Origin of the sequence: Rhodovulum sp. P5 (assembly GCF_002079305.1) — a bacterium.
GTDB lineage: Bacteria > Pseudomonadota > Alphaproteobacteria > Rhodobacterales > Rhodobacteraceae > Rhodovulum.
In genome coordinates, this window is record NZ_CP015039.1 from 1,739,016 (window position 1) to 1,765,172 (window position 26,157).

Below are 26,157 nucleotides of genomic sequence, written 5' to 3' on the forward strand. Positions count from 1 at the left end.
ACATGCTTCCGGGCGGCTTATCCACAAGGATATCCGCCTAGCCTGACGGCGTATCGGTGCGCTATCCGGGCCGAACGAGAAGCGGGCAGCACAATGAACGAGATCAGGACGATCCAGCCAGAGGGCGACGCGGACGACACCGCGATGCCCCACAACATCGAGGCCGAGCAGCAACTCCTCGGCGCGATCCTCACCAACAACGACGTGTTCGACCGGATCGCGGCGATCGTGGGTCCCCACCATTTCTACGAACCCGTGCACAGCCGCATCTTCGAAATCGCGGCCACGCGGATCCAGAAGAACGCGCTGGCCTCCCCCGTCACGCTCAAGGCGTTCATGGAGGATGACGAGGGGCTGAAGGAACTGGGCGGTCCCGCCTATCTTGCGCGGCTCGCGGGGGCGGCGATCTCGACCTTCGCGGCGCGCGACTATGCGCGGATGATCTACGACCTTGCGATCCGGCGGGAACTGATCCTTCTGGGGCGCGACATCTCCGACAAGGCGGCGAAGGTCGATATCTCCTCCGAACCCAAGGCGCAGATCGTCGAGGCGGAGCAGGCGCTCTACAAGCTGGGTGAACAGGGGCAGGCCGAAAGCGGGTTCCAGTCGTTCCTGAGTGCTGTGACGGATGCGGTACAGGTCGCCAACGCCGCCTATCAGCGAGAGGGGCAGTTGTCCGGCCTGTCGACCGGGCTGACCGATCTGGACAGAAAACTCGGCGGGCTGCACCGCTCCGACCTTCTGATCCTTGCCGGGCGTCCCTCGATGGGGAAGACGTCGCTTGCCACCAACATCGCCTTCAACATCGCCCGCGCCTATCGCAAGGGTCTGAAATCCGACGGCACCGAAGGCGCGGTCGACGGCGGCGTGGTGGGCTTTTTCAGCCTTGAGATGAGCGCCGAACAGCTTGCCGCGCGGGTCCTGTCGGAAGCCTCCGAAGTGCCCAGCGAACAGGTCCGCCGCGGCGACATGACCGAGGGCGAGTTCCGCCGCTTCGTGCAGGCCGCGAAGGATCTGGAGGCCAGCCCGCTTTTCATCGACGACACCCCGGCCCTGCCGATCAGCCAGCTGGCCGCCCGCGCCCGGCGGCTGAAACGAACCCACGGGCTGGATGTGTTGATGGTCGACTATCTTCAGCTTGTGCGCCCGGCCTCGGCCAAGGACAGCCGGGTGAACGAGGTCAGCGAGATCACCCAAGGTCTAAAGGCCATTGCCAAGGAACTGGATATTCCGGTCGTGGCGCTGTCGCAGTTGTCCCGTCAGGTTGAATCGCGCGACGACAAGCGCCCGCAACTGTCGGATCTCAGGGAATCAGGCTCCATCGAGCAGGACGCCGACGTCGTGATGTTCGTCTTCCGCGAAGAATACTACAAGGAACGCGAAAAGCCGGGCGATCACGACCTTGAAGCCATGGCAAAATGGCAAGAACAGATGGAGGCCGTGCACGGGAAGGCCGAGGTGATCATCGGCAAGCAACGGCACGGCCCCATCGGCACCGTCGAACTCAGCTTCGAGGGCCGGTTCACGCGCTTCGGCAACCTCGTCAAACCATGGCAGCAGGGCGAGGGCGCGGACGGGTTCGCCTAAAACGCGCTTGACCTCTGCCCCCCGACTGGCACAACAGCCCTATGGCTACCGGAACCCTGACCATCGATCTCGACGCGCTGCGGCGCAACTGGCAAGCCCTTGACCGGGCAAGCGGCGCGGATGTCGAAACCGCCGCCGTCGTGAAGGCCGACGGCTATGGCCTTGATGCGGGGCGCGTCGCGCGCGTGTTGGCAGAGGCCGGGGCGCGCCGCTTCTTCGTTGCCATGGCCGAGGAAGGCGCCGCCGTCCGGCAGGCCATCGGCCCGGGTCCCGAAATCTCCGTCTTCTCCGGCCACATGCCCGGCGACGCCGACATGATCGGCGACCTGGACCTTGTGCCGATGCTGAACTCGGTCGAACAACTCACCCGCCATTTCGAGGCGCTGCCGGGCCACGCCTTCGGCATCCAACTCGATTCCGGCATGAACCGGCTGGGCATGGAACCGGCCGAATGGGCGGCGGTGTCGGAAATCGCGCTCTCTGCCGGTCCGACCCTCATCATGAGCCATCTGGCCTGCGCGGATGAGCCCGACCATGGCTTCAACGCCCAGCAATTGGCCGCCTTCAAGGACATGACCGCCGGCACCGGCGTGCCCCGGTCGCTGTCGGCCACCGGCGGCATCCTTCTGGGCGAGGACTATCATTTCGAGGTCACCCGCCCCGGCATCGGCATGTATGGCGGCCGCCCGTTTCAGGACGCCACCCCGGTCGTGACCCTGTCCCTGCCGGTGATCCAGACCCGCGATCTGGAACCGGGCGAAAGCGTGGGCTATGGCTGCACGTGGCAGGCCGACAGCCCCTGCCGGATCGCCACCGTCGCGGCGGGATATGCCGATGGCATTCATCGCGCCATTTCGAACAAGGCCATGCTCTATTTCGAGGGCACCGCCTGCCCTCTCGTCGGACGCGTCTCGATGGACCTGATCACCGTCGACATCACCCATCTGCCGACAACACCCGCATCGCTTGACATCCTTTGCGCGGACCAGGGCGTCGATATCGTCGCCGACGCCGCCGGGACCATCGGTTATGAACTCCTCACAGCGCTGGGGGCGCGGTATGCGCGGCGCTACACCGGCGGGATGGGCGCGTGATGGTGCGGTTTCTCGCGGCCATCGGGCGCTCCACGATGGGCGGGCTGGCCGGGCTGGGCCGGATCACCCTGTTCCTGCTGGAAACGCTTTACGCCATCGTCCGGCCCCCGTTCTATGTGCGGGAATTCGGGCAGGCGCTGTGGGTCATCGGCTATAACAGCCTTCCGGTCGTCGGCCTGACGGCGATCTTCACCGGCGCCGCGCTGGCCCTGCAGATCTACGAGGGCGGCTCCCGCTTCAACGCCTCGCAGGTGGTGCCCTCGATCGTCGCCATCGGCATGACGCGGGAACTGGGCCCCGTGCTGGGCGCGCTGATGGTGGCCGCCCGCGTCGCTTCCTCCATCGCGGCCGAGATCGGCACGATGAAGGTCACCGAACAGATCGACGCGCTGGTGACGCTGTCGACCGACCCGATGCGCTATCTCACCGTACCGCGGGTTCTGGCCGCCACGCTCAGCGTGCCGGTGCTGGTGGCGGTGGGCGACTCCATCGGCATTTTCGGCGGCTATCTGGTCGGCACCGGGCGGCTCGACCTCAACGCCGCGGCGTATCTGAAGAACACCGCCGCCTATCTGGAGGTGTGGGACGTCACCTCGGGCCTGATCAAGGGCGCGGTCTTCGGTTTCATCATCGCGCTGGTGGGCTGCTATTTCGGGATGAATTCCGGCCGCGGCGCGCAGGGCGTCGGCCGCGCGACCAAGCAGGCGGTCGTCACCGCCTCGGTCATGATCCTTGCGGCCAACTACATCCTGACGGAGGTCTTCTTCGCCGCATGATCGAACTTGTCGAGGTCCACAAGGCGTTCGGCGCCAACCGCGTGCTTCAAGGCGTCAACCTGACGGTGCCCAAGGGCGAAAGCATGGTGATCATCGGCGGCTCGGGCACCGGCAAGTCGGTGCTTCTGAAATGCATCCTGGGCCTTGTGAAACCCGACAGCGGGCAAATCCTGATCGACGGGCAGGACGCCCGAAAGGCAGAGCGGGAGGATTTCCTCGCCCGCTTCGGCATGCTGTTTCAGGGCGCCGCGCTTTTCGACTCCCTTTCGGTCTGGGAAAACGTGGCCTTCCGCCTGCTGCGGGGCAAGACCAAGCGCCCCAAGGCCGAGGCGCGCGACATCGCCATCGAGAAACTGCGCCGCGTCGGCCTAAAACCCGCGGTCGCCGACCAGTACCCAGCGGAACTTTCCGGCGGCATGCAGAAACGCGTGGGCCTTGCCCGCGCCATCGCGGCCGAGCCCGAGATCATCTTTTTCGACGAACCCACCACGGGCCTCGACCCGATCATGGCGGGCGTGATCAACGAACTGATCCGCGAAATCGTGGTGGAGATGGGGGCGACGGCCATGACCATCACCCATGACATGAGCTCCGTCCGTGCCATCGCCGACGACGTGGCGATGCTGCATGGCGGTGTGATCAAGTGGACCGGCCCGGTTGCCGACATGGATGCCAGCGGCGACCCCTATCTCGACCAGTTCATCCACGGCCGCGCCGAAGGCCCGATCGAGGCGGTCAGATGAGGGCCTTGGCCTTCGCCAACCTCGCCCTCCTGATCCTCTTCCCCATCGCCTGGTTCGCGCCGCTCCTGCGCGCTGGCCTTTTGCCGCTGTTCGGCCTGTCCGAGATCTCGGTCATCTCCGGGCTACAGGCGCTGTGGGGCACCGATGTGGGCCTGGCGCTGCTGGTCACCGTCTTCGCCCTGTTCGCGCCCTATACAAAGGTCATCGGGCTGGCGCTGATCCAGTTCGGCCTTGCCTCCCCCCGGTTGTTGCCGGCGCTCCACCTGATGGGCAAGCTGGCGATGGCCGACGTGTTCCTGATCGCCATCTACATCGTCGTGGTGAAAGGCGTCGGCATGGCCCGGGTGGAAACCGCCTGGGGCCTGTATCTTTTCACCTTCTGCATCCTCGCCTCCCTCACCCTCTCGCTTCTGACCGCGCGCCGCCTGACGCCCGCGCCCTGAGCCTGCTTCTTCTTGGCCGAAATACCCCGGGGGAGGCGCCCGTCACGGGCGGCGGGGGCAGCGCCCCCATTCCCCGCTTGCGGCCGGTGCCCCGGTCCGCCAAGAACGCCCCATGGCCCGGCCGACCACCAGTTTCACCTGCACTTCCTGCGGCGCCGTCCACAAGAAATGGGCCGGGCGCTGCGACGCCTGCGGCGCGTGGAACAGCATCGTGGAGGAGGCGCCGCTTTCCGCCGCGCCGTCCGCCAAATCGCTGGGCGCGGCCCGCGGCAAGACCGTACCGCTTTCCGATCTTTCGACGGGAGAGCCCGAACCGCCCCGCGCGGCCTCCGGGATGGCAGAGCTTGACCGGGTTCTGGGTGGCGGGCTGGTCCCGGCCTCGGCGATCCTTGTGGGCGGCGATCCGGGGATCGGCAAATCCACGCTTCTGTTGCAGGCCGCGGCCAGTTTCGCCCGGGCGGGGCTGAGATGCCTCTACGTCTCGGGCGAGGAAGCCGGCGCACAGGTGCGCATGCGGGCCGAACGGCTGGGGCTGGCGGATGCGCCCGTCAAGCTCGCCAATGAAACCAACCTGCGCGACATCCTGACCACGCTGGATGCCGAACGCCCCGACCTTGTCATCATCGACTCGATCCAGACCATGTGGGCCGACATGGTGGACAGCGCGCCGGGCTCGGTCGCGCAGGTCCGCGCGGCCGCCCATGAACTGACCGCCTTTGCCAAACGCCGGGGCTGCGCGGTGATGATGGTGGGCCATGTGACGAAAGAGGGCCAGATCGCCGGCCCCCGCGTCGTCGAACACATGGTCGACACGGTGCTCTATTTCGAGGGAGAGCGCGGCCACCAGTTCCGCATCCTGCGCGCCGTCAAGAACCGCTTCGGCCCCGCCGACGAGATCGGGGTGTTCGAGATGACGGGGGAGGGGCTGGCCGAAGTCGCCAACCCCTCGGCCCTGTTCCTGTCGGACCGGGGCGACCCCGCCCCCGGCGCCGCCGTCTTTGCCGGGATCGAAGGCACCCGGCCCGTCCTGACCGAGATTCAGGCGCTGGTCGTCCCCTCCCCCCTGGGCACGCCGCGGCGCACGGCGGTGGGGCTCGATACCGGGCGGCTATCGACCACGCTGGCGGTGTTGGAGGCCCGCTGCGGCATCCCCTTTGCCGGGCTGGACGTGTTCCTGAACGTGGCCGGCGGGCTGAAGGTCACCGAACCCGCCGCCGATCTGGCCGTAGCCGCCGCACTCTTGAGCGCAAGAGAGGACGCCGCGTTGCCGCAGCAAACGGTGCTTTTTGGCGAAATTTCCCTCTCCGGCGCGCTGCGGCCCGTGGGCCAGACCGAAAACCGGTTGAAAGAGGCCCGGAAACTTGGTTTCACCCAAGCCATTGCGCCCGCACGCAGCAAGCTGGGCGTATCCACGGGGGTCGAGGTGCGGCAGATGACCGACCTTGCGGCCTTCGTCGGCCAAATATTCGGCGCGGGCTAAGCCGCGGAGGGACGAGCAATGGATGGATTCACCGCCGTCGATGGGGGCGTCGCCGCCATCATCCTGTTGTCGGCCGTTCTGGCCTATTCGCGCGGCTTCGTGCGCGAGGTGATGGCCATCGCGGGCTGGATCATCGCCGCCATCGTCGCCTTCACCTTCGCGCCCGAGGCCGAACCGCTGATGCGCGAAATCCCCTATCTGGGCGATTTCATCGCCGGCAGTTGCGAAATCTCGATCATCGCGGCCTTCACCGCCGTCTTTGCGCTGGCGCTTGTGGTGGTGTCGCTGTTCACGCCGCTTCTGTCCTCGATGATCCAGGGTTCGGTTCTGGGGGGGCTCGACCAGGGGCTGGGCTTTCTGTTCGGGGCGGCGCGCGGCGCGCTGCTGGTCGCGGTGGCGTTCCTTGTCTACGGCATGGTGGTCACCACGCAGGACTATCCGATGGTGGACAACTCCGCCTCGGCCGAGATCTTTGCGAACCTGACCGGCAAGATCGCCGAAACCGATCCGGAAAAGGCCCTAGGCTGGCTGACCGCGCAATACGAAGACCTCGTCAGCTTCTGCGAAGCGCCCGCCGCGCCGACCACGGGCACCGAATAGGCCCAAGGAACGTGTAGACCGACCGGTTCAACCGGAACGGAGAACAGGCAGCGGGGCTGAACGCGCGCCGAGCGGAGCCTCGCCATCGGCGGGTGGCGGCGCGACGATCCCACGGCATGGTTTCGCGAGTTATCGTGCCAAGCCCTTTGAACATTCGAACGTTCCGCAGGACACTTCCACGTCCCCCGGGATCGTGACCAACCGGGCACCGGCCATGTGTGATAGTTCCGTGACACCGGCAGCATAAGGCACTAGAGAAGGCGCAACCCCGCCATATGGATTCGGAGCCCTGCTGCCCATGCGCACTCTGCCCCCGCGTGAGATGCCGCCCTCTCACCCGTTCGACGATGACAAGCTGCACGAAGAATGCGGTGTCTTCGGCGTGGTCGGCGTTGCCGATGCGGCCAACTTCGTCGCCCTCGGCCTGCATGCGCTGCAACATCGCGGGCAAGAGGCCGGCGGCATCGTCAGCTATGATCCCGCCACCGGGTTCCAGTCCGCCCGCCGCTTCGGCTATGTGCGCGACAACTTCACCAAGGCCAGCCTGATGGAAACGCTGCCGGGGCAGCTTGCCATCGGCCATGTGCGCTATTCCACCGCAGGCTCCAAGGGGAACACGGCGATCCGCGACGTGCAGCCGTTTTTCGGGGAGTTCTCGATGGGCGGCGCGGCGCTGGCCCATAACGGCAACATCACCAATGCCGAGGCGCTGCGGCGCGAGTTGATCGACCACGGCTCAATCTTCCAAAGCTCGTCGGACAGCGAATGCATCATCCATCTGATGGCGCGGTCCTTCCAGCGCACGATCCCCGAGCGGATGAAGGACGCGTTGCGCCGGGTCGAGGGCGCCTTCTCGGTCGTCGCGATGACCCGGACAAAACTCATCGGCGTTCGCGACCCCCTTGGCGTGCGCCCCCTTGTGCTGGGCCGCGTCGCCGATGGCTGGGCGCTGAGTTCCGAGACCTGCGCACTGGATATCATCGGGGCGGAATTCGTGCGCGAGATCGAGCCGGGCGAGATGGTCGTGATCTCGACCGAAAACGGGATCGAGAGCTTTCGCCCATTCGGGCATGCACCGTCCCGCTTCTGCATCTTCGAACATGTCTATTTCTCCCGCCCCGACTCGATCCTCGGCGGGCGGTCGGTCTATGAAACCCGCCGCCAGATCGGCGTGGAACTGGCGCGCGAGGCCCCGGTGGACGCCGATCTGGTCTGCCCCGTTCCCGACAGCGGCACGCCTGCGGCCATCGGGTTCAGCCATGAAAGCGGCATTCCCTACGGCATGGGGATCATCCGCAACCAGTATATGGGCCGCACCTTCATCGAACCGACCGAGCAGATCCGCAACATGGGCGTCCGGCTGAAGCTGAACGTGAACCGCGCCCTGATCGCGGGCAAGCGTGTGGTGCTGGTCGATGACAGCGTGGTGCGCGGCACCACCAGCCGGAAGATCAAGGAAATGATCCTGGATGCCGGTGCGAAGGAGGTGCATTTCCGCATCGCCAGCCCGCCCACTGCCTGGCCATGCTTTTACGGCGTGGACACGCCGGAGCGTGAAAAGCTGCTGGCCAGCCAGATGACCGAGGACGAGATGCGCGACCACCTTGGCGTGGACAGCCTGAAATTCGTCACGCTCGACGGGCTTTACCGCGCAGCGGGCGAGGCGGGCGGGCGCAACGCCCAGTGCCCGCAATATTGCGACGCCTGTTTCTCGGGCGACTACCCGGTCGCCCCGTCGGACATGATCGCGAAGGGGTTCCAGACCAAGGCGGCGGAGTAAGCACCGCCCCTGCTCTCCGCCCCGGGCGAACAGACCCGCCACGCCCCCTTTTTGCCCAATAATTCGGCAAAAAAGGATTGACCCGGTCCGGCCATCTGCCATCCTTGGAGTTACCATAGCTCTAGGGAGGGAGCGATGAACAAGATCGGCTGCACAGTCCTGTTCGCGGCAGCGATGCAGGTGCAATCCGCCCCGGCGGCGACCATCTTTACCGACAGAACCGCGTTCATGGCCGCGCTTTCGGCGCTGTCCGATGTCAGCATCGTCACCGAAGGCTTCGAATCCGACGCGGTCTGGGGGCCCTCGCGCAATTCCATCGTGTCCCCGGGCAGCGCTCCGTCGATCACCTCGCAGGGGCTGACATGGCGGTCCAACCTCGCAGGGGGCGAAATCGCCACGGGAACCGGCCCCGCCGTTTTCGGCTCTTACGGGTTCTATGCCCTGCCCCACGGCAACACGTCCGACAGCAGAAACGTCAACTGCGACGCCTTCCCCGACGATCCGCCCGCCGATTCCGTCTGCTGGCAGAATGACGGGTGGCTGATCTCCTCCGAAAGCGGAGAGTCGCTTTATGCCTTCGGTGGATGGGTGGTTTCCAACACCGGCGGAGGGGCCAAGATCACCTTCCTGCTGGACGGCGCCGATGTGTCGGCCGAACTTCCCGACAACCCCGACAATGTCCAGCGCGACGGCATTCCACTGGTGCCCTATGCCCAGCCGATCTTCGTCGGCGTGATCGAGGAGGCCGGCTTCGGGACGGTCGAGGTGCGCGAACTCTCAGGGCAGGACAATCACGCCCAGTACATTTTCGGCGACCAGTTCACCATCGCGGTGGATCGCGCCAACACGCCCCCAACATCCCGCTGCCGGCAAGCGGGGTTCTGGTGTTGACGGCATTGGCCGGGCTTTTCACGGCGCGCCGCCGCGCGTCCTGACAGGGCCGGCAGACCGCAAAAGGCCGAACACCCGGCGTACCGGGGCAGGCACATGTCCTGCCCCGGGCAGGGTTGGTTTCCCCTCGCCACCGCCCCTTGACGCGGACGCCAAAAAGGCGGACAGACCGGCCCATGACAGACACCAAGATTGCCCTTGTAACGGGTGCCTCGCGCGGGTTCGGCGCGGCGGTGGCCGAGGAACTGGCCCGGTCGGGCTATCATGTCGTGGCCGTGGGGCGCACCACCGGCGGGCTGGAGGATCTGGACGACCGGATTCAGGCGGCGGGTGGCCATGCGACGCTGGCCCCGATGGACATCACCGAAACCGACGCGATGCGCACGCTGTGCCGCGGCATCTATGACCGCTGGGGCAAGCTGGACCTGTGGGTTCACACCGCGCTGCAATCTCCGCCGTTCAGCCCGGCCGAACAGATCGACCTGAAATTCTGGGACAAGGCGGTTGCCGCGAACATCTCTGCCGTGGGCGTGCTGATCCAGTTCGTCGCGCCGCTCTTGCGCGCGGCCGAGGGCGGCGGATCGGCGGTGCTGATCGATGACGAGGCCGAGGCACCGTTTCTGGGCGCCTATGCCGCCTGCAAATCCGCCCAGCGCGCGCTGTTCACCGCATGGGCAACCGAACAGGCCCGCCTGCAGGACGTCCATGTGCACCGCTTCGTGCCCGCGCCGATGCCGACCGCCCATCGCGAACGGCTCTACCCGGTCGAGGACCGCTCGGTTTTGGCCGCCCCTGCGGAAGAGGCGCGCAGACTGATCACCGAACTGGCATTGGGGTAACAGGCGCAGGCCTTGCACCCCACGCCCCGGCGGACGCGCTTTACGGCCCCGTACCGCTCCACTATGCAAGAGCGGAAAGGGACGGGCAGGCATGCGCATTCTCATTACCAATGACGACGGCATCAACGCGCCGGGGCTGAAGGTGCTGGAGGCCATCGCGGCCGAGGTCGCCGGCCCCGACGGCGAGGTCTGGGTGGTCGCCCCGGCGTTCGAGCAATCGGGCGTGGCGCACAAGATTTCCTACACCCACCCGATGATGATCGCCGAACTGGGGCCCCGCCGGTTCGCCGCCGAAGGCTCCCCCGCCGATTGCGTGCTGGCCGGCCTGTACGACGTGATGACCGATGCCCGGCCCGATCTGGTTCTGTCCGGCGTCAACCGCGGCAACAACGCGGCCGAGAACGTGCTCTACTCCGGCACCATCGGCGGCGCGATGGAGGCCGCGTTGCAGGGCCTGCCCGCGATTGCCCTGTCGCAATATCTGGGTCCGCTGAATTTCGACGAACCGCTGCAATTCGACGCCGCGAAAGCCCACGGGGCGGCCACGGTACGGGCGCTTGCCGACAGGGGGAACTGGGACAGCGCCGATTACCGGTTGTTCTACAACGTCAACTTCCCGCCGCTGCCCGCCGACAAGGTCAAGGGCCTGCGCGTCGGCCCGCAGGGCTATCGCCGCGACGCATCCTTCGGGGTGGAACCGCACACATCGCCCTCGGGCCGGAAATTCCTGTGGATCAAGGGCGGCGCACAGAACCTGCCCACCGCACCGGGCAGCGACGCGCAACTGAACCTTGACGGCTATATCTCGGTCACGCCGATGCGCGCCGACCTGACGGCCCATGACTGTCTTGCCGATCTGAAAGCCAAGCTGGAATGACGGACGCCGCCGAACAGAAGATGCAGTTCCTGTTCGCGATCCGCTCCAAGGGCGTGACCGACACGCGCGTGCTGCACGCGATGGAGCAGATCGACCGGGGCGTGTTCGTCCGCGGCCATTTCGCCCCCCGTGCCTATGAAGACGTGCCGCTGCCCATCGCCTGCGGCCAGACCATCAGCCAGCCCTCTATCGTGGCGATCATGACCCAGGCGCTGAACGTGCAGCCCCGCGACAAGGTGTTGGAGATCGGAACCGGGTCCGGTTATCAGGCGGCGATCCTGTCGCGGCTGGCGCGCCGGGTCTATACCGTGGAACGGCACAAGCGGCTGGCGGTCGAGGCGCAGAAGCGGTTCGACGAGCTGGGGCTGACCAATGTCACGGTCCTGACCACCGACGGGTCGCACGGCTTGCCCGAACAGGCCCCGTTCGACCGTATCCTCGTGACCGCGGCGGCAGAGGATCCGCCCGGCCCGCTCTTGGCGCAATTGCGCGTTGGCGGTATCATGATCCTGCCCGTGGGGCAGTCCGATCACGTTCAAAGGCTGATCAAGGTGACGCGCACCGAAAACGGGCTCGACTATGACGAGCTGCGACAGGTGCGTTTCGTGCCGCTGGTCGAGGGGCTCGGACAAGAGTAAATGACGCATCGAGGGCCCGGCCAAACGGGCTCCGCAAGCACGAGGATCGAGCAATGGCCAAATGTGCCCTCCCGTCCCGTCTGTCCGTTCGCGCCGTTTCCCTGACGCTGGGCCTTGCGCTTGTTGCGGGATGCTCCGACGGCTGGGACTACGATTTCCGAAATTTCGGCGGCACCCCGAATGACCCGCTGCGGCTTGAGACGGCACCGCGCCCGCAGCCCGACAGCCGCGGCGTGATTTCCTACCCCAACTACCAGGTCGCCGTGGCCCAAAGCGGCGACACGGTCACCGATGTGGCCGCCCGCGTCGGCCTGCCCGCCGCGGAACTTGCCCGCTACAACGGCATCCCCGAAAGCGCCGTGCTGCGCAGTGGCGAGATCATCGCCCTGCCGCGCCGCGTGCCCGAGGCAGCCTCCCCGGCCCGGCAGCCCGTCACCCCCGACGGCGCGATCGACATCCAGCGGCTGGCCGGCGATGCGATCGACCGGGCCGACCCGGCCACCTCTGCGAAACCGACCCAGCCGAAGGGGCAGGAACCGATCCGTCACAAGGTCGAGCGGGGCGAGACCGCCTATTCCATCGCGCGGCTTTACAATGTCACGGTGCGCGCGCTGGCCGACTGGAATGCGCTGGGGCCGGACCTGACCGTGCGCGAAGGCAAATACCTGCTGATCCCCGTCGCCGTCGGCGATCAGCGACGCGCCGCGGCCGACACAACCGAGGCACCGGGGGCGGGCTCTGCCGCGCCGGTCCCGCCCTCCTCCACCAAACCGCTGCCCAAACCGGAGGCGGCCACCAAGCCCGCCGCGCCCGCCTCTCCGAAGATGGCGACGGAGCGCACCTCCAAGGCCCGCTTTGCGATGCCGGCCGACGGCAACATCATCCGCGGCTACCAGAAGGGCAAGAACGACGGGATCGATATCTCTGCCAAGGCCGGAAGCGCGGTGCGCGCGGTGTCGGACGGCACGGTCGCCGCGATCACCCGCGACACCGACGAGGTGCCGATCCTCGTGCTGCGCCACCCCGACAACCTGTTGTCGGTCTACGCCAATATCGACGGCATCGGGGTGAAGAAGGGCGACAGCGTCAAGCGCGGCCAATCCCTGGCCAAGGTACGCGCCGGCACGCCGGCCTTCCTGCATTTCGAATTGCGCAAGGGCTTCGACAGCATCGACCCGATGCCGTACCTGACGCCGTAACGACGCGTCAGGCGTGCGGCCGCGGCCTCACTTGAAGCTGCGGCTGTCCTTGATCTGATCCCACGCCCAGACGACCTCTTGCAGGCGGTCCTCGTCGGAACGGTTGCCGCCGTTCATGTCCGGGTGCAGGTCCTTGACCAGCGACTTGTACTGCTTGCGGATCTCGGTCTTCGTCCAGTGGTCCTGCGCTTCGAGGATCTCCAGCGCCTTGCGCTCGGTCGGCGGCAGGCGCCGTGTGCCCGTCGTCGCGCGGCCGGGGTTGCGGGTGGCATTGTCGCCCAGCACCTGGTGCGGATCGTCGACGCCCAAGCGTGCCCAGGCCCGCTCCTCCTCGGACTGGCGGAAGGGTTTGGTCTCCCGCTCCCACACGCGGTCCTTGTCGATCTGGGCGGACAGTTCCTCTTCGGTGGCGCCGTTGAAGAAATTCCACTTCAGATTGTATTCGCGCACATGGTCCTTGCAGAACCACAGGTATTCATCAAGATGATCGGGCGATTTCGGGGCCCGGTACTGACCGACCTCCTGACAGCCGGGATGCTCGCATTTGCGTTGCGAGGTCTCGAAGGCACCGGACATGCCGCGCTTGCCACGCGTCCGCCGCTTCTTGTCCGCCGATACGGAGATGTCGAATCCGAAGGGATCGCTTTTCGTCATGTCCTGCACCTTTTCGACTCGGCCGTGGGAGTTTAATCTTTTGCGACGAGGAATGAAGGGGGCTGCGTGCGAAAAATGAGTGCAACTGAAGAAATCCGGGAAAAGCTGGAAGCGGCCTTCACGCCCACGCGGCTGGATGTCGAGGATGAGAGCGAGCGGCATCGCGGCCATTCCGGCTGGCGCGAGGGGGGCGAGACCCATTTCAAGGTCGAGATCGCGGCCCCGGCCTTTGCCGACATGTCCCGGATCGAACGTCACCGCGCCATCCATTCCGCCCTTGGGCCGGAGCTGATCGCCCGCATCCACGCGCTGGCCCTGACGGTCGAGGCGTAGGGGATCAGTCGTCGCGGTCCGCGGGGCCAAGGGGGCGCATCGGGCGGGGCAGGCGCGGCTCTTGCGAGGCGGGGCCAAGACGCAGCCGGGGGCTGGGCGCGATGTCGCGATGAACGGCGGCGGCGGCAGCCTCGGCGATCTGTTCGGGGCTGTCTGGGGTTTTCGCCGCGGCGGCCGTGTCCCGCCGGAACACCAGCAGGTTCTGATAGCTGGTGCTGCGGCCGGTCAGGCCCTTGCGTTCCTCACATGGCAGCGTCTCGGCCCGCAGGAATTCCCACCCCTCGGCCGCCATGGCGTTCAGCGTATCCTCGACCACATGGGCGAAGCGGTCCGCCGTGGTCTTGGCCCCGCGCACCCGCCGGCCCCGCTCTGGCGCGGGCATCACCTTGTATTCATATTTCCCCATCGCGTCCGCGTCCCCCGCTGATCCCACGGGAGAGTGCATAGCCGATCGCGGGGCGCAGGGGCAATGCGAGAGCATCGCTGGCGGCCCCGGGCAAAAGTTTCGCATGCGAAACGTGTTGTCAGGGGGTTAACGGGCGTCAGGGGGCGTCGAGGGCGGAGAGTTTCGCGGCGATGCGGGCGCGGAGGGCGGATCCATTCTGGTAGTGCCATGGCATGTGTTCGGGATCAAAGACCCGAAGCGCTGCCTCGACATGGCCCAATGCATTCTCAAGATGGGGGCGCGGGTCGGCGGTGCTATCATGCTCGGCCAGCGCCTCTTCGGCACTTGCCAGATTCGCCTGCGTCATGGCCCACTGCACCGGATGGTCCGCCTCAGTCCGCACCCGCAGCGCGGCGGTGAAGGCCGCCACCGCCCGCCCCAGCAGCGCCGCGCCCGCCGCCCCGCCGCTGCGGATGCCTTGCTCTTGCAGAGCGTTGCCGAGGTTGTTCTGCGTCATGGCCCACTGCACCGGATGCTCGGCCTCGGTAAACACCCGCAGCGCGGCGGTGTAGGCCTCCACCGCCCGCCCCAGCAGCGCCGCGCCCGCCGCCCCGCCGGTGCGGGTGCCTTGGTTGCACAGGGCGGCGCCGAGGTTGTTCTGCGTCATGGCCCAGTCCACCGGATGGTCGGCCTCGGTCCGCACACGCAGCGCGGCGGTATAGGCCTCCACCGCCTGCCCTAGCAGCACCGCGCCCGCCGCCCCTCCGGTGCGGATACCTTGCTCTATCAAGGCGGTGGCGAGGTTGTTCTGCGTCATGGCCCACTGCACCGGATGGTCGGCCTCGGTTCGCACCCGCAGCGCGGCGGTATAGGCCTCCACCGCCTGCCCCAGCAGCGCCGCGCCCTCCACCCCGCCGGTGCGGGCGCCTTGCTCTTGCAGGGCGGTGCCGAGGTTGGTCTGCGTCATGGCCCATGCCACCGGATGGTCGGCCTCGGTCCGCACCCGCAGCGCGGCAGTGTAGGCCTCCACCGCCCGCCCCAGCAGCGCCGCGCCCGCCGCCCCGCCGCTGCGGATGCCTTGCTCTTGCAGAGCGTTGCCGAGGTTGTTCTGCGTCATGGCCCACTGCACCGGATGCTCGGCCTCGGTCGGCACCCGCAGCGCGGCGGTATAGGCTTCCGCCGCCTGCCTCAGCAGCACCGCGCCCGCCGCCCCGCCCATACGGCTCGCGCGAGCTTGCAGGAACACCGCCTGATCATTCAACAGCATGGCGCGGTCAAGGTCAGACACGGCCCGGTCGAGCGTGCGGCGGTTGACTTCGATGGCCAGCCGCAAATCCATCGGGTCCCCGTAGCGCATTCCACTGCGCCAATAGGGGACTGCGACGCGCCGCAAGTCGTCAATTGACGCCACGCCCCCGGCCCGCAGATCGGCGATGCGCATCAGCTTGTCCGCCGCCGCCCCGGCGACGCGGCGCAGGATGTCCTGATCCAGCGCGGTTTGCAGCAGGGCGATGCCGCGCTGGCGCTGTGCGGCCTGTTCCGCTTCCCACGCCGCCAGCGCCTCCTCCGCCGTGGCGCTGGCCCCGTCATAATCGCCCTTGCCCGACAATGCCGCCACCCGCCGCTGCACCTCCGCCACGAATGCGTCAGTGCTGGGGTTGTCCTTGGCTTCGCGCTGCACGCGGATCGCGACCTCAACCGCGTTCCTCAAGGCGGCGAAGGCTTCACCCGGATCTGCCACATCGGCCGCCACACGACGGGCCAGTTCGATCAGGGCCGCCTCGGTCACGCCGGCCGCCTGCATCCGCGCATAGTCGCCCGTGGTCCGGATCTCGGCAATGATGCGGTCCTGCATGTCCCGTTGAAACTGGGCCATCTCGTCCAGTTTCCGGTCGATGGCCGCGCGCCAGGCACGGAACTCGGCCACCTCTTCCTCGCTCAGCCCGCAATTCAGAATGATCTTCTCGACATTGATGTCGCGCCCGGCCTTGACCGCGCAGTCCAGCCGGTCGCTCCACGCCAAGCCCTGCGACGGGATACTGAGCGATAGGACAACGGTCAGGGCAGCCCGGCGCATCTCAGTCTCCCGCCGCGTCGCCGTTGATGGTGATCGAGCCGCCGACGTTCAGGTCACGACCGGCCTTGACCGAGTTTGTCATCTCGTCGCCCCCGGCGAAGAGAATCGCGAAGGCCAGCAGGGCGAGGCCCAGCGCCCCGAGGGCATAGACGCCCTTGGGTATCTCGGTCGTCGACATGGTGACGTTGCCGCCAATGGTCATATCGCGGCCCGCGGCGAATCCGTCCTTCGCCTGAACCGGGGGCGTCGGCGCGGATTGCGGTTTCGGCGCCGCCGGTTTCTTGCGGAGTTTCAAATAGGCGCCCCACAGGCCAGATACGACGACGCAAACGCCGCCGCCGACCCAAGCAAGCGTCTTCTGGTTGTCCGGGTCGGACAGAAACTCCCAAAACGGCACGACATCCCCCAAAGCGATAACGCCCGAAGTGTGCCACAGCCCCGGCGTTCCACCAAGGGTCGTTAACGAAATGTCTCCGCTACTCCGCCGGGTGGTCGCGGCGTTCGTTGCGGCGGGATTCGCGGTGCGACAGGCCGATCAGCGCCGCGGCGATCAGGAGCGCCATGGCGGGGATCGCCAAAAGGCTGAGGTCTTCCATGTCAGTCCTCCTTCTCCAGATACTTCAGAATATAGTTCGCGCCGACATGCAGTGCCAGACCGGTAAACAGAAACGCCGCCGTCAGCGCGGTGGGGGCGAAAGTCCCCTCCACCAGCGGGCGCAGCACCGCGAAACCAAGAAAGCCGAGGCCCAAGGCGTTCAGAAACCCCGCCCGCAGCTTGATCCGCTCGTTATAGGCGGCCAGCGGGTCGCGGCGGCGCATCGCCCCCTACCCCAGCTTCTTCGCGACGATCTCGTTCACCGCCTTGGGGTTGGCCTTGCCGCCGGTGGCCTTCATCACCTGACCCACGAACCAGCCCGCCAGTTTGGGGTTCTGTTTGGCTTTCTCCACCTGCGCGGGGTTGGCGGCGATGATGTCGTCCACCGCGGCCTCGATCGCGCCAAGGTCGGTGACCTGTTTCATGCCGCGGGCCTCGACGATCTCGGCCGGGTCGCCGCCTTCGGTATAGACGATCTCGAACAAATCCTTGGCAATCTTGCCCGAGATGTCGCCCTTGGCGATCAGGTCGATGATGCCGCCCAGTTGCGCGGGGGAAACGGGGCTGTCGGTGATGTCGTGCTCTTCCTTCTTCAGGCGGCCGAAGAGTTCGTTGATCACCCAGTTGGCGGCCATCTTGCCATCGCGGCCTTGGGCGACCTCCTCGAAATAGGCGGCGGCCTCGACCTCGGCCGTCAGGACGGAGGCATCGTATTCGGTCAGGCCGAAGTCCTTCACGAAGCGGGCCTTCTTTTCGTCCGGCAGTTCGGGCAGGCTGGCGGCGATATCGTCGACCCAGCCCTGTTCGATCTCCAGCGGCAGCAGGTCGGGGCAGGGGAAATAGCGGTAGTCGTGCGCCTCCTCCTTGGACCGCATCGACCGGGTTTCGCCCTTGTCAGGGTCATAGAGGCGGGTTTCCTGATCGATCTTGCCGCCGTCCTCCACGATCGCGATCTGGCGCCGCGCCTCGTATTCGATCGCCTGCTGGATGAAGCGCATGGAGTTCATGTTCTTGATCTCGCACCGCGTGCCGAGATGGGAGAAATCGCCGGTCTCGCGGTATTTCTCATAGGCGCCGGGTTCGCAGACGCTGACATTGACGTCGGCGCGCAGGTTGCCGTTCTGCATGTTGCCGTCACAGGTGCCGAGGTACCGCATGATCTGGCGCAGCTTGCCGACATAGGCGGCGGCCTCCTCGGGGCCCCGGATATCGGGGCGGGAGACGATTTCCATCAGCGCGACGCCGGTGCGGTTGAGATCGACGAAGGACATGTTCGGATCCATGTCGTGGATCGATTTGCCGGCGTCCTGTTCCAGGTGAATGCGTTCGATCCGCACCAGACGCGCGACGCCCGGCCCCATGTCGACCAGCACTTCGCCCTCTCCCACGATGGGGTGATAAAGCTGGCTTATCTGATAGCCCTGCGGCAGGTCGGGGTAGAAATAGTTCTTTCGGTCGAAGGCGGAGAACGGATTGATCTTCGCATTCAGACCCAGCCCGGTGCGCACCGCCTGCGCCACGCAGAATTCGTTGATCACGGGCAGCATGCCGGGCATCGCGGCATCCACGAACGCCACGTTGGAATTGGGCTCCGCCCCGAACGCGGTCGAGGCGCCGGAAAACAGCTTGGAGCGGGAGGAGACCTGCGCATGCACCTCCAGCCCGATGACCAGTTCCCAGTCCTGTTTGGCACCGGCGATGACTTTGGGTTTCGGGGCTTCATAGGTCAGGTCAAGCATGGGGCGACGTCCTTCTCTGGGCGCGGGCATCTTTAGGACAGGGGAGCGGGGCGGGCAAGGGCGCGATGGGGTCTGCGCGCGGGGGGCCGCGCCCTTGGCAGGCTGCTGAAAAACCAGAACCCCCGCCGTCGCAAGAGAAGACCGTTTCTTGCAAGCAACGATGCAGCAGGGCAAGCAGGGCCGCGCCCGACCCTGGGTGGGCGCATTGGAACGCTTGTTCGGGTCAGTTTACCTCAAAGTTCCGAACGACTTACGGGATCCGCAGGGCATCGCCAATGCGCCCTCCCGCGGGGAGGGTCGGGCGCGGCACGGGCTGGTCGCCCGGACCAGCTTCGGGACGATGCTCCGAAAGGTTACGACCGTCGGCGTCGGTCGTGTGCTTTTTCAGCAGCCGGTCGGGCGCCCCGGCATGCGGACAGGGCATTGCCATTTCGGCCAAAATCCCGATAATTTCAATCGGAATTGACGCGCGAGGCAAGACTTGACCCCCCCGACCCCCCGGCTGGACATACGCAATATCGTCAAGACATTTCACGGCCGACGGGTGGTCGACGACGTCTCTTTCCAGGTGATGCCCGGGCAGGTGACCTGCCTTCTGGGGCCGTCGGGCTGCGGAAAATCGACGACGCTGCGCATCATCGCGGGCGTCGACATGCAGGACAGCGGCACCATCCACATCGATGGCAACCTTGTCTGCGACACGGTCTATCGTATCCCGCCAGAGCGGCGCTCGGTCGGGTTGATGTTTCAGGACTTTGCGCTTTTTCCGCATCTCACCGTGGCCCAGAACGTCGCCTTCGGCCTGAGTGGGCGGAAGGTGGACAAGCGGCGGCGGGTGGAAGAACTGCTGGAACGGGTGGATCTGCTGAACTACATCGACGACTTCCCGCACCAGTTGTCGGGCGGGGAGCAGCAGCGGGTGGCGCTGGCCCGGGCGCTGGCCCCGCGGCCCAAGATCATGCTGATGGACGAACCCTTTTCGGGGCTGGACAACCGCCTGCGCGACGACATCCGCGACGAGACGCTGACCCTGCTGAAGGAGGAAGGCGCCGCGGTTCTCCTGGTCACCCACGAACCGGACGAAGCGATGCGCATGGCCGACGAGATCGCCCTGATGCGGCGGGGCCGGATCGTGCAGCAGGGCGCACCCTATAACATCTACAACGCGCCGGTGGATCGCGCGGCGGCGGCGTTTTTCAGCGATATCAACGTGATCCGCGGCAAGGTCCGAAATTTGCTGACCGACACGCCGTTCGGCGAGTTCCTGACACCCGCGATGCCCGACGGGTCGGAGGTGGATATCATCATCCGCCCCCAGCATGTGAAGATCGATTTCGACCGCAACGGCCGCGGCCCCAGCCCCACGCCCGAGGATGGCGTGCCGGCCCGCGCGGTGGTGGAGCGGGCGCGCTTCATGGGGTCGGAAAGCCTGGTGGAGTTCCGGATGGACTATGACGGGTCGGTCCTGAAAGCGACGGTTCCGGCGGTGTTCCTGCCCAAGCGCGGCACGCCGATGTGGCTGATGATCCGGCGCGACCGCTGTTTCGTTTTCCCCGCCGCGGGACATGAGCGGGCGGCGTAAGGCCGCCCGTCCCCGGTCTTAGGCGTTGTGCACCGACACCGGCGCGCCCGAGGCCATGTCGGTGCCGACATAGGGCTTGTGCGCCGTCTTCCACGCCGCGAACCCGCCCTGCAGATGCGCCACCCGGTCATGCCCGGCCTTGAGATAGTCATAGGCCACCTTGCGCGACCGCACGCCGGAGCCGCAATGGAACACCAGCCGCTTGTCGCCCTCGTCGGGCAGGAAGGACGGATCGAAGGCGGCCATCGGCAGCAGGAGCGACCCGCGGATATATTCGAACATGTATTCCTGCGGCGTGCGGACGTCGATCAGGATGACGTTGCCGTCCTGCATGGCCTGTTGCAGGTCGTTCGCATCCCAGTGTTCGAGGGTCTTGCCGTCAATATCTTCGCTGTGCATTCGGATCGTCTCCCTGTGGTCCTACGAAGGACTCGGTGCCTTCATGCGCGACTTTGGGCAAATTTGCTGCGCCGCGGCAAGGGCGCGGGCCGCAGGATCCCGGCAAATATTCCCGCAATCGCGACTGAATGGGTCTTTGATCTGCGGTGAAGACTCAATAAGTGTGTCGAACAGATTCCGAAGCGGGGCGGGGTCCGCCTGCCCGGAGGGAGAAGACAATGCTGAACAATATCGGCCTTCCCGGCCTTCTGCTTATCGCCGTCGTCGTGCTGGTGCTTTTCGGCCGGGGCAAGATTTCCTCGCTGATGGGCGAGGTCGGCAAGGGCATCACCGCCTTCAAGAAGGGCGTGAAGGAAGAGACCGAAGAGGCCGCCAAAAGCCTTGAGTCCGCCCGCGACGTGACGCCCGAAGAGGAAAAGGACAAGGCGTAACCCGCCTGTCCGCCTGACCCCATGTTCGACCTTGGCTGGACCGAACTTCTGCTGATCGGCATCGTGGCACTGATCGTGGTGGGCCCCAAGGACCTGCCCGGCATGTTCCGCACGCTGGGCCGTTTCACCGCAAAGGCCCGCAACATGGCGCGGGAGTTTCAGCGCGCGATGGACGACGCCGCCGACCAGGCCGGTGTCAAGGACATGGCCAACGACCTGAGGGACGTGGCCAACCCGCGCAAGATGGGGCTCGACAAGCTGAGCGAGGCGGCGGAAAAATTCGAGAAGTGGGAACCGAAGCTGCCCAAGGGCGCCGGCCCCGCCACCGCCGAGATGACCGAGGAGCGCGCCGAGAAAGCCGCGAAGATGCGCGCGGCCATGGCCGAAAAGGCCGAGGCGCGCCAGGCGGCCGAAGCCGCCGCCGCATCCGAAACCGCGCCGGCGCCTGAGACCAAGGGCGACGCATGAGCACCGACGAAATCGACGACAGTTCCGCGCCCCTGATCGAGCATCTGGCCGAGCTTCGCACCCGGCTGATCTATTCGCTGGCCGCCTTCGTGGTCGGCATGATCATCTGCTTCGCGATCTGGAACCCGATCTTCAACTTCCTGACCCACCCGATCTGCGGCGCGCTGGCCGAACGCGGGCAGGATTGTGGGCTCTACCTGATCAAGTTGCAGGAAGGCTTCTTCGTCGCGATCCAGATCTCGCTTCTGGGCGGGTTCGCACTGTCCTTTCCGTTCATCGCCTTCCAGATGTGGCGGTTCGTGGCGCCGGGGCTGTACAAGTCGGAAAAGGGCGCGTTCCTGCCCTTCCTGATCGCCTCGCCCTTCATGTTCTTCCTTGGCGCGGCGTTTGCGTTCTACGTGGTCACGCCGCTGGCCTTCGACTTCTTCTTGGGCTTTCAGCAGGTCGGCTCGCTGAGTGCGGACGGGGCGGATGTGGCGTCCGAAACGGCGGGCATTACCTTTCACGGCTCCGTGCAGGAGTATCTGGCATTGACCATCAAGTTCATCATCGCGTTTGGCCTGTGCTTCCAGTTGCCGGTCCTGCTGACGCTGATGGGCAAGGCGGGGCTGGTCTCGGCCAAGGGGCTGGGATCGGTGCGGAAATACGCCGTGGTGGGCATTCTGGTTCTGGCCGCGCTGGTGACACCGCCCGACGTGATCACGCAGGTGATCCTGTTCGTGGTGGTCTATGGGCTTTATGAAATCTCGATCCTTCTGGTCGGCCGGGTCGAGAGGAAGCGCGAGAAGGAATTGCGCGAACAGGGCCTGTGGGTCGACGAAGATGACGAAGACGACCCGCTGATGCGCGAGTTCGACGAGGGTGAGGAGCCGGGGCGGTGACCGCCGCGGCCGACCTGAAACGCATCGCCGACGCGCTGGAGCGGATGCAGCCCGCCCCGGCCGAAGCCCCCGACTATAAAGCGGCAGAGGCCTTCGTCTGGCATGTCGCCCCCGACCGTCTGGCCTCGGTGTCCGAGGTCAACCGGGTCGACCTGACGCTGTTGCAGGGGATCGACCGGGCGCGCGACACGCTCTTGGACAACACCCGCCATTTTGCGAAAGGGCTGCCCGCGAACAACGCGCTTTTGTGGGGCGCGCGCGGGATGGGCAAATCGAGCCTTGTGAAGGCCGTGCATGCGGCCGTGGTCGCCGAAGGGCACGCCCTGAAAATCGTCGAGGTTCAGCGGGAGGACCTGCCCTCCATCGGCCGGTTGCTGACGCTCTTACGCGCCGCCGACGAACGCTTCCTGCTGTTCTGCGATGACCTGTCGTTCAGCCATGACGACCAGCACTACAAATCGCTGAAGGCCGTGCTGGATGGCGGGATCGAGGGGCGACCGGCCAATGTGGTGTTCTACGCCACCTCGAACCGCCGCCACCTGATGCCCCGCGACATGATCGAGAACGAACGGTCGTCGGCGATCAACCCGTCCGAGGCGGTCGAGGAAAAGGTCTCTCTCTCCGACCGGTTCGGCCTTTGGCTGGGGTTCCACCCGTGCAGCCAGGACGACTACCTTGCGATGATCCGCGGCTATTGCGCGGCGCATGGGCTGGAGATCGACGACGAGACGCTGCGCGCCGAAGCGATCGAGTGGCAAGCCACGCGCGGGGCGCGGTCGGGCCGGGTCGCATGGCAGTTCTTCACCGATCTGGCGGCGCGACGCGGCGTGCGGCTGTAAGGCCGCGCCGCGGCGCAGCAATCGGCCCCGGCCCCGCATGACGGCACCCCCGGTCATACATGCCCCCTGAACAATCCAGACGCGAAACGGCAGCGGTGCACGCCACCCTGCCCCGGTTTTTTTGGCGTTTTGACGCCCGCGACCGACCGAAGCGATTGGCGCCGGGCCTCTTTCACTTGCACCGCTTTGCGTTATGTTCCACTAGGACAGGGCACTCGGAACCGTCGTCCGTACGGACGTCAGAGATACGGATACAGGATGAACAGCGTAGTGAAACCCACCGAAGAAATCTCGGTGCGCGACATCTTCGGGATCGACACGGACATGGTGGTCAAGGGATTCGAAGAGAAATCCGACCGCGTGCCCGATTTCGATTCCACCTACAAGTTCGATCCCGATACCACGCTGGCCATCCTTGCCGGCTTTTCCCACAATCGCCGCGTGATGATCCAGGGCTATCACGGCACGGGCAAGTCGACCCATATCGAACAGGTCGCCGCGCGGCTGAACTGGCCCTGCGTGCGGGTGAACCTCGACAGCCATATCAGCCGGATCGACCTGATCGGGAAAGACGCGATCAAGCTGAAGGACGGCAAGCAGGTGACCGAGTTTCAGGAAGGCATCCTGCCCTGGGCTCTGCGCAACGCCTGCGCGATCGTGTTCGACGAATACGATGCGGGCCGGGCCGACGTGATGTTCGTGATCCAGCGCGTGCTGGAGGTTGACGGCAAGCTGACGCTTCTGGACCAGAACGAGGTGATCACGCCCCACCCCTATTTCCGCCTGTTCGCGACGTCGAACACGGTTGGCCTTGGCGATACGACGGGCCTGTACCATGGCACCCAGCAGATCAACCAGGGCCAGATGGACCGCTGGTCGATGGTGGCGACGCTGAACTATCTGTCCCACGACGCCGAAACGGCGATCGTTCTGGCCAAGTGCCCGCATTACAACACCGAGAAGGGCCGCAAGACCATCGGCCATATGGTGACGGTCGCCGACCTGACCCGCACGGCGTTCATGAACGGCGATCTGTCGACCGTGATGAGCCCGCGCACCGTGATCGCATGGGCCCAGAATGCCGAGATCTTCCGCAATGTCGGCTACGCGTTCCGGGTGACCTTCCTCAACAAGTGCGACGAACTGGAACGCCAGACGGTGGCGGAGTTCTATCAGCGCCTGTTCGACGAGGAACTGCCCGAAAGCGCCGCCAGCGTCAGCGTCAGCTGATCTTCTACCGGAGGACGCAGCCAGCGCTGGCCCCGCATGGCAGCGGGCTGGGGTCGTGCGCGCCATCGCAGCCCCCTGCATGTTTGAACTGATTGCCGGCGGGCGCCGTTGCGGCGCGCGCCATGCGGCGATTGGCTGACGCGATCCGGGTCAGGGGCGGCGCACAGGAACAATTGCCCGGAAATCGGGCAAAGCGCAGAAACAACTACATCGCGATTACATCACATGTATATACACTATTGACCGGATGCAGGCCTGTCATACAGTTGTTACATGACAGGCAAAATGACATCACTTCTTGGCGGTGCATTTCTACTGACCGTCACGACGACCACAGCAATCGGCGCCCCGGCCATGCCCGGGACACCGTGGAAACAGGCGGAGGTCTTTTCGATCTGTTCGGGCCGCCTTGCCGCGCTGGCCGCACGCCAGCAGGCCAATGACGACCCGCAATCGACCCGCACCCTGCGCCAGCGCGACATGTTCGACCTGATGCTGGAGGCGACGCTTCCGGATGCAGTCAGCTATGGCGTCCCCGAGGATGAGCCGCTCCGCTGGCGCTCCTCCGGCTGGTCGGAAACGGCGATCCTGCTGTCCAACATCTCCTACAGCTTCGATGCCGGCCGGGTGGAACGCGCGCAGGCGGCGCTGGAACAGCGCATCGCGGATTGTACGGGGCTGCTGTTGGGGGATTAACAGGCCCTCAGGCGAAGGCGGCAGTTCATGTGGGATGCCTTGCTTGCGGGGCCAAACGCGTCTTTGCGCTTTGGCGCCAAGTGGCCGGCTTGACCGCCAGCTTCACGATGACAGCGCGAATTCCACCGCAGCATCGCAATGCAGCTTTGACGTGTTGAACATCGGAAAGTCCGGTGCGTCGTCCTGATCGATCAGCAGGAATATCTCCGTGCATCCCAGGATCAGGCCCTCCACCCCATCATCGCGCCTCATGCGGGCGGCGATATCAAGGTAACGGCGCTTGGACGCCTCTCTCAGCTCGCCCTTGACCAGTTCATCGAAGATGATCCGGTCGATGTCCGTCCGTTCCGCTTCGGATGGCGCGACGGTCTCGATCCCGAACCGGTCCTGATAGCGCGCCTTGAGATAATCCATCTCCATCACCGGCCGCGTGCCGAACAGCGCGACCTTGCGCAGCCCCTGTGCCTTGATCGCAGCGCCCGTGGGATCGGCGATGTGGATCATCGGGATCGGTGCGCCCTCCATCAAGGCTTCCATCGGTTTGTGCAGCGTGTTGGAGACACACAGGATGACATCCGCGCCGCCCGCGACCAGGCTATCGATCTTCGATTGCATGTACCGGCCGAGACCGTCCCAATCATTGTCGCGAATAAAGGCCTCGATATTTCCGAAGTTCATGCCCGCGATCAGTGTCTCGGCAATTTCCCATCCCCCCAGCCGTGCATTCACGGCGTCGTTCAGGAACCGATAATATTCGCCCGTCGCCACGTTCGAGCAGCCACCGAGCAAACCGATGGTCTTTTGTTTCAGCGGTCGTGTCGGCATCGGGTGAATCTCCTCGCAGGTCGGCGCGGGGACCTTGGCCGCGCCGCAGCGCTTTTGCAAGCAGCGGCGCGGCCGG

30 protein-coding genes are annotated in these 26,157 nt (G+C 65.8%); 22 read left to right on the plus strand and 8 right to left on the minus strand.

Features of this window, described 5'->3' with window-relative positions; all coding sequences use genetic code 11:
* Nucleotides 1-93 precede the first annotated feature (93 nt).
* From RGUI_RS08490 to RGUI_RS08550, 14 genes are all read left to right on the plus strand, one after another.
* Entirely contained in the window at nt 94-1,587 is a 1,494-nt protein-coding gene (locus RGUI_RS08490; RefSeq protein ID WP_081532651.1) for a replicative DNA helicase, read from the plus strand.
* A gap of 41 nt (nt 1,588-1,628) precedes the next feature.
* Nucleotides 1,629-2,681, plus strand: coding sequence for an alanine racemase (gene alr, locus RGUI_RS08495; RefSeq protein ID WP_081532652.1), 1,053 nt, complete (start codon nt 1,629-1,631; stop codon nt 2,679-2,681).
* The gene (locus RGUI_RS08500) at nt 2,681-3,457 is read left to right on the plus strand and encodes an ABC transporter permease (protein ID WP_081532653.1); all 777 of its coding nucleotides are present in this window, start codon (nt 2,681-2,683) and stop codon (nt 3,455-3,457) included. Before alr ends, RGUI_RS08500 begins: the two co-directional genes overlap by 1 nt.
* Complete coding sequence (locus RGUI_RS08505) at nt 3,454-4,200, plus strand: ABC transporter ATP-binding protein (RefSeq protein ID WP_081532654.1); 747 nt, start codon at nt 3,454-3,456, stop codon at nt 4,198-4,200. Before RGUI_RS08500 ends, RGUI_RS08505 begins: the two co-directional genes overlap by 4 nt.
* Nucleotides 4,197-4,643 (plus strand): paraquat-inducible protein A, encoded by a 447-nt coding sequence (locus tag RGUI_RS08510; RefSeq protein ID WP_081532655.1) that lies wholly within the window; start codon nt 4,197-4,199, stop codon nt 4,641-4,643. Before RGUI_RS08505 ends, RGUI_RS08510 begins: the two co-directional genes overlap by 4 nt.
* A gap of 112 nt (nt 4,644-4,755) precedes the next feature.
* On the plus strand, nt 4,756-6,123 hold the full coding sequence (gene radA / locus RGUI_RS08515) for a DNA repair protein RadA (RefSeq protein ID WP_081532656.1): 1,368 nt from the start codon (nt 4,756-4,758) through the stop codon (nt 6,121-6,123).
* A gap of 18 nt (nt 6,124-6,141) precedes the next feature.
* Nucleotides 6,142-6,723, plus strand: a complete 582-nt coding sequence (locus RGUI_RS08520; RefSeq protein WP_081532657.1) for a CvpA family protein — start codon at nt 6,142-6,144, stop codon at nt 6,721-6,723.
* Nucleotides 6,724-7,045: 322 nt separating this feature from the next.
* Nucleotides 7,046-8,503 (plus strand): amidophosphoribosyltransferase, encoded by a 1,458-nt coding sequence (purF, locus tag RGUI_RS08525; RefSeq protein ID WP_081532658.1) that lies wholly within the window; start codon nt 7,046-7,048, stop codon nt 8,501-8,503.
* Between the two features lie 135 nt (nt 8,504-8,638).
* Nucleotides 8,639-9,394, plus strand: a complete 756-nt coding sequence (locus RGUI_RS22100; RefSeq protein WP_081532659.1) for a hypothetical protein — start codon at nt 8,639-8,641, stop codon at nt 9,392-9,394.
* Entirely contained in the window at nt 9,388-9,438 is a 51-nt protein-coding gene (locus RGUI_RS22490; RefSeq protein WP_371587421.1) for a hypothetical protein, read from the plus strand. The genes RGUI_RS22100 and RGUI_RS22490 overlap by 7 nt, the downstream gene beginning before the upstream one ends.
* A gap of 132 nt (nt 9,439-9,570) precedes the next feature.
* Complete coding sequence (locus RGUI_RS08535; protein ID WP_081532660.1) at nt 9,571-10,233, plus strand: SDR family oxidoreductase; 663 nt, start codon at nt 9,571-9,573, stop codon at nt 10,231-10,233.
* Between the two features lie 91 nt (nt 10,234-10,324).
* Entirely contained in the window at nt 10,325-11,110 is a 786-nt protein-coding gene (gene surE, locus RGUI_RS08540) for a 5'/3'-nucleotidase SurE (protein WP_081532661.1), read from the plus strand.
* On the plus strand, nt 11,107-11,748 hold the full coding sequence (locus RGUI_RS08545) for a protein-L-isoaspartate(D-aspartate) O-methyltransferase (protein WP_081532662.1): 642 nt from the start codon (nt 11,107-11,109) through the stop codon (nt 11,746-11,748). The genes surE and RGUI_RS08545 overlap by 4 nt, the downstream gene beginning before the upstream one ends.
* Nucleotides 11,749-11,801: 53 nt before the next feature.
* Nucleotides 11,802-12,947 (plus strand): peptidoglycan DD-metalloendopeptidase family protein, encoded by a 1,146-nt coding sequence (locus tag RGUI_RS08550; RefSeq protein WP_156882916.1) that lies wholly within the window; start codon nt 11,802-11,804, stop codon nt 12,945-12,947.
* 27 nt (nt 12,948-12,974) lie between these two features.
* On the opposite strand, the gene RGUI_RS08555 is transcribed toward RGUI_RS08550, so the two are convergent.
* Nucleotides 12,975-13,601 (minus strand): DnaJ domain-containing protein, encoded by a 627-nt coding sequence (locus RGUI_RS08555; protein ID WP_081532663.1) that lies wholly within the window; start codon nt 13,599-13,601, stop codon nt 12,975-12,977.
* Nucleotides 13,602-13,676: 75 nt separating this feature from the next.
* On the opposite strand from RGUI_RS08555, the gene RGUI_RS08560 reads away from it, so the two are divergent.
* Entirely contained in the window at nt 13,677-13,934 is a 258-nt protein-coding gene (locus tag RGUI_RS08560) for a BolA family transcriptional regulator (protein WP_081532664.1), read from the plus strand.
* Nucleotides 13,935-13,938: 4 nt separating this feature from the next.
* On the opposite strand, the gene RGUI_RS08565 is transcribed toward RGUI_RS08560, so the two are convergent.
* From RGUI_RS08565 to gatB, 5 genes are all read right to left on the minus strand, one after another.
* On the minus strand, nt 13,939-14,340 hold the full coding sequence (locus RGUI_RS08565; RefSeq protein WP_081532665.1) for a DUF4177 domain-containing protein: 402 nt from the start codon (nt 14,338-14,340) through the stop codon (nt 13,939-13,941).
* Between the two features lie 136 nt (nt 14,341-14,476).
* Entirely contained in the window at nt 14,477-16,396 is a 1,920-nt protein-coding gene (locus tag RGUI_RS08570; RefSeq protein ID WP_081532666.1) for a tetratricopeptide repeat protein, read from the minus strand.
* Between the two features lies 1 nt (nt 16,397).
* Nucleotides 16,398-16,793, minus strand: a complete 396-nt coding sequence (locus RGUI_RS08575) for a hypothetical protein (RefSeq protein ID WP_156882917.1) — start codon at nt 16,791-16,793, stop codon at nt 16,398-16,400.
* A gap of 200 nt (nt 16,794-16,993) precedes the next feature.
* Nucleotides 16,994-17,215 (minus strand): hypothetical protein, encoded by a 222-nt coding sequence (locus RGUI_RS08580; protein WP_081532668.1) that lies wholly within the window; start codon nt 17,213-17,215, stop codon nt 16,994-16,996.
* 6 nt (nt 17,216-17,221) lie between these two features.
* Entirely contained in the window at nt 17,222-18,730 is a 1,509-nt protein-coding gene (gatB, locus tag RGUI_RS08585) for an Asp-tRNA(Asn)/Glu-tRNA(Gln) amidotransferase subunit GatB (protein ID WP_081532669.1), read from the minus strand.
* A gap of 481 nt (nt 18,731-19,211) precedes the next feature.
* On the opposite strand from gatB, the gene RGUI_RS08595 reads away from it, so the two are divergent.
* Complete coding sequence (locus RGUI_RS08595; RefSeq protein WP_081532671.1) at nt 19,212-20,312, plus strand: ABC transporter ATP-binding protein; 1,101 nt, start codon at nt 19,212-19,214, stop codon at nt 20,310-20,312.
* An 18-nt stretch (nt 20,313-20,330) separates the two neighbouring features.
* Here the strand turns inward: RGUI_RS08595 and RGUI_RS08600 are convergent, their stop codons facing one another.
* Nucleotides 20,331-20,711, minus strand: a complete 381-nt coding sequence (locus RGUI_RS08600) for a rhodanese-like domain-containing protein (protein ID WP_081532672.1) — start codon at nt 20,709-20,711, stop codon at nt 20,331-20,333.
* 218 nt (nt 20,712-20,929) lie between these two features.
* On the opposite strand from RGUI_RS08600, the gene tatA reads away from it, so the two are divergent.
* The 6 genes from tatA (at nt 20,930) to RGUI_RS08630 (ending at nt 25,256) form a co-directional block, all read left to right on the plus strand.
* Entirely contained in the window at nt 20,930-21,142 is a 213-nt protein-coding gene (gene tatA / locus RGUI_RS08605) for a twin-arginine translocase TatA/TatE family subunit (RefSeq protein ID WP_081532673.1), read from the plus strand.
* Nucleotides 21,143-21,163: 21 nt separating this feature from the next.
* On the plus strand, nt 21,164-21,610 hold the full coding sequence (gene tatB, locus RGUI_RS08610) for a Sec-independent protein translocase protein TatB (protein WP_081532674.1): 447 nt from the start codon (nt 21,164-21,166) through the stop codon (nt 21,608-21,610).
* Nucleotides 21,607-22,491, plus strand: a complete 885-nt coding sequence (gene tatC / locus RGUI_RS08615) for a twin-arginine translocase subunit TatC (RefSeq protein ID WP_081532675.1) — start codon at nt 21,607-21,609, stop codon at nt 22,489-22,491. Before tatB ends, tatC begins: the two co-directional genes overlap by 4 nt.
* Nucleotides 22,492-22,535: 44 nt before the next feature.
* Nucleotides 22,536-23,330, plus strand: a complete 795-nt coding sequence (locus RGUI_RS08620; RefSeq protein ID WP_081536028.1) for an ATP-binding protein — start codon at nt 22,536-22,538, stop codon at nt 23,328-23,330.
* Between the two features lie 258 nt (nt 23,331-23,588).
* Nucleotides 23,589-24,560, plus strand: a complete 972-nt coding sequence (cobS, locus tag RGUI_RS08625) for a cobaltochelatase subunit CobS (protein WP_156882918.1) — start codon at nt 23,589-23,591, stop codon at nt 24,558-24,560.
* A 285-nt stretch (nt 24,561-24,845) separates the two neighbouring features.
* Nucleotides 24,846-25,256, plus strand: a complete 411-nt coding sequence (locus tag RGUI_RS08630; protein WP_081532677.1) for a hypothetical protein — start codon at nt 24,846-24,848, stop codon at nt 25,254-25,256.
* A gap of 102 nt (nt 25,257-25,358) precedes the next feature.
* On the opposite strand, the gene RGUI_RS08635 is transcribed toward RGUI_RS08630, so the two are convergent.
* Nucleotides 25,359-26,081 carry an aspartate/glutamate racemase family protein gene (locus RGUI_RS08635; protein ID WP_081536029.1) on the minus strand — a complete coding sequence of 241 codons (723 nt, stop codon included), beginning with the start codon at nt 26,079-26,081 and terminating at the stop codon, nt 25,359-25,361.
* Between the last annotated feature and the right edge of the window lie 76 nt (nt 26,082-26,157).